Source organism: Rhodococcus sp. P14 (assembly GCF_000256505.1).
Lineage (GTDB): Bacteria > Actinomycetota > Actinomycetes > Mycobacteriales > Mycobacteriaceae > Rhodococcus > Rhodococcus ruber.
In genome coordinates this window covers 1-2,976 of the sequence record NZ_AJFC01000054.1, presented here as the reverse complement: position 1 = coordinate 2,976, position 2,976 = coordinate 1, and the positions used below count along the sequence as shown (strand labels likewise).

Sequence of the window (2,976 nt, the reverse complement as noted above, 5' to 3'; positions counted from 1 at the left end):
GGATCGGCGGGCGCGGGGAGCCGAGCCGGCGGGCGAGGCCCTGCAGACCCATGACGTGGTCGAAGTGGCCGTGGCTGAACACGATCGCCTCGATGCCGTCCGGGGAGATCGCCAGCCGATCGAGGTTCGCCATCAGCCCGTCCGGCGTGGCCCCCGCGTCGTAGAGGACGCGGTGCGTGGTTTCGCCGACCCGGATCTCGATCAGTACGGAGAACCCGTGCTCCGCACGGAGGAGGTCGACAGTCCGGAATCCGACCGCCAGATCGCTGGGGACGATCGGGAGCGGACCTGCCGATCCGGCCAGCCCCCAGCGGCGGACGGGCCCCACGTCGGGCAGAAGCACATCGGAGGAGTTGTCCACCAGCGTCGTCACATCGACCGCGTCGACCGGCCGGAGCTCCACCCGTACCGGGTCCCGCTCCGGCAGCTGTCCGGCGGATCGTCGATCGCGGGTCTCCGCTCTCGTCGTCACCCCTCCTCCTTCCGGTGGATACGGTGAAACAGCCGTCGGCGCCGGGCCGTCAGCGCTCGGATCCGAGGTCGGTGAAGTCGGGACGGAAGGGCGCCTCGCTCCCCGTCCGCAGATCGAACGTGCTGCGGTTCTGCGTGAGAATGTCCGTGCCGTAGACGTGGATCGAGATCGCATCGGTCCCGTCGAGCGCCTCCACCGAGTGGATCGTTCCGTCGGGTACGACGGTCACCGTGCCCCGCGGGTTCACGAAGGTGTCGGCAACCTGGAGCCGGGCCCTGCCCGGCACACGCCCGTCGTCGAGCCGGCGATACCACGTCTCACGTTCCCGGCCCCGGTACACGCCGACCACCGCCCACGCACCGTGATTGTGGACCGGAGTGCTCACTCCGGCCCTGAACACCGCCACCAGGATCGACAGGTGCCCGTCCGAGGCCCGGTGGACGGGGTACAGCACCCAGTCCCGCGTCTCGGGACGCTCCTGGTACTGCGGGTCCAGCCAGTCGCTGTCGTCGGCGACTGCCGCGGCCAGAACCGCACGGACCGACTCCGGTCCGTCGCGCAGTGTGGACGCCTGTCGCAGGCGGGGGATCAGATCGTGGATCGACTGCCGGTGGCCGAGTTCGGCGTGCCTGTTCATGATGCACCTCCTGCAACCGCTTTCGAAGAGAACGGTATGCGCTCACCAGAGATGAGTGCATCGGTACCAGTACGGACGTCGCGCGCCGTCCCGGCGGTGCCGGAGGCCGGCTCACAGACCGAAGTCGACCGCTCGCCGCACCAGCTCCACCCTCGAGTTGATGCCGAGCTTCGCGTAGATGTTGGCGAGGTGGGTCTCGACCGTCCGCTCGCCGATGAACAGGCGCCGGCCGATCTCCAGGGAGCTGAGTCCGGCGACGGCCAGCGCGCCCACCTCTCGTTCCCGGGTGGTCAGGGCCTCCGGCCCCCACGCCGGGCGGTTCCGGCGGCCCCGCCGTACCCCCGTCAGGAAGGCCTCGATCTCGATCAGCACCGCGTCCATGTCGCCGATCCAGGGCCAGTGATCGATCCCGGGTAGTTCGACGAGCGTCGCGCCCGGGATGCGCGCCGCGACGTAGCGGGAGTGTTCGACCGACAGCCACGGATCGTCGACGTGGTGGAGCAGAAGCGTCGGAACTCGGATCTCGTGCAGCCTCGGACGAAGATCGGTCGCGGCGCAGAGCCGGAACAGTTCCCGTGCCTGCGCCGGGCCCGCCGCCGCCCGGGCGTGACGCGCGAACCAGGATCGATACCGCTCGTCCCCGGCCAGTGTCGGATTCATCGACGCGATACCGGAGCCCGTCGCCCACCCCTCGTCGATGCCGGCCAGGACCGACGAGAAGAACTCCTCGCTCCACCCCGCCGCATACCCGTCGTCCTCCAGGAGCCGGGCATGCGCGTCCCACAGGATCATCGAACGTGTGCGGCCGGGGTACTTCAATGCGAACGAGGTGCAGATCCCGGCGCCGACGGCGACCCCGAACAGGGTCGCCCGCCGGGACCCGGCGGCGTCCATCACGACCCGGACGTCCTCGACGCAGGCGTCCATGGACACCTCCTCCCGTGGCACGTCCGACAGGCCGGTTCCCCGCTTGTCGAACCAGATCAGCCGGGTGAACGACCCCAGGCTGCGCAGGAAACGCGCGAAGAACCGCTCTTCCCAGGCGAGGTCGAGGTGTGAGACGAATCCCGGAACGAAGACGAGGTCGGGTCCCGCTCTGCCCAGCACCTGGTATGCGATGCTGACATCTCCGCCGGCGGCGTACCGGACCTCGTGGTCCATCCCTGCACCGTAGCGCCGTCTGCCGCACTGTCAACCTCGGGCGAGGCGTATCGATGCGGGGTGGCGCCGGCGGGTCGGCCGCTGCCGCGATCCGGCGCCGGATCCCGCTACCTCCCCGCGTGAGAGGCTGTCGATCATGCAGCAGCGGCGCTCAGCGCAGGCCCGGATCACCCTCGACGACGCGGTGGCGGTGACCCGCACCGGTGATCTCTGGATCTTTCGCGGCAGCAGCCACGCCGACCGCGCGATCCAGACGCTGACCAACGCCCCCGTCAACCACGTCGGCCTGGCAGTGGTGCTCGACGACCTGCCCCCACTGATGTGGCACGCCGAGCTGGGCAGGAGCCTGCCCGACATGTGGACCGGCCGGCACCACCGCGGTGTGCAGCTGCACGACCTGCGCGAGGCGGTGCAGGTGTGGAGCGCCCGGTACGGGCAGCGCGGCTGGCTGCGCCAGCTCGGCGTCGAGGTGACGCCGGCGCAGGAGGATCAGCTGCTGCGCACCGTCGCCCGGCTGGACGGCACGCCGTTCCCCTCGACGAGCCGGCTGGCGGGGCGCTGGTTCGCGGGCCGGCTGCCGTGGCGCACACGTCCGGCGGACGCGGGCCTCGAGCGCGCGTACTGCGCCGAGGTGGTGGGCGCGACCCTCGAGGCGATGGGCCTGCTCGAGCAGCGCGGACGCGGCAGCAACTGGTACGACCCCGGA

4 protein-coding genes are annotated in these 2,976 nt (G+C 70.7%); 1 reads left to right on the top strand and 3 read right to left on the bottom strand.

The window, feature by feature from the left end:
- From OEY_RS0103830 to OEY_RS0103820, 3 genes are all read right to left on the bottom strand, one after another.
- Nucleotides 1–472 (bottom strand): MBL fold metallo-hydrolase (locus OEY_RS0103830; protein WP_010592620.1); only part of this gene is annotated, 472 nt, incomplete at its 3' end.
- 49 nt (nt 473–521) lie between these two features.
- Complete coding sequence (locus OEY_RS0103825; protein ID WP_010592619.1) at nt 522–1,109, bottom strand: cysteine dioxygenase family protein; 588 nt, start codon at nt 1,107–1,109, stop codon at nt 522–524.
- A gap of 111 nt (nt 1,110–1,220) precedes the next feature.
- Complete coding sequence (locus OEY_RS0103820) at nt 1,221–2,270, bottom strand: alpha/beta fold hydrolase (RefSeq protein ID WP_010592618.1); 1,050 nt, start codon at nt 2,268–2,270, stop codon at nt 1,221–1,223.
- A gap of 136 nt (nt 2,271–2,406) precedes the next feature.
- Between OEY_RS0103820 and OEY_RS0103815 the strand changes: the two genes are divergently transcribed.
- Nucleotides 2,407–2,976, top strand: a 570-nt coding sequence (locus tag OEY_RS0103815; RefSeq protein WP_010592617.1) for a hypothetical protein, incomplete at its 3' end; no start/stop codon positions are given.

What these genes read in the sequence shown, in the direction of transcription:
- OEY_RS0103820 (WP_010592618.1), bottom strand. Translation starts at nt 2,270, where the DNA reads ATGGACCACGAGGTCCGGTACGCCGCCGGCGGAGATGTCAGCATCGCA.
- OEY_RS0103825 (WP_010592619.1), bottom strand. Translation starts at nt 1,109, where the DNA reads ATGAACAGGCACGCCGAACTCGGCCACCGGCAGTCGATCCACGATCTG.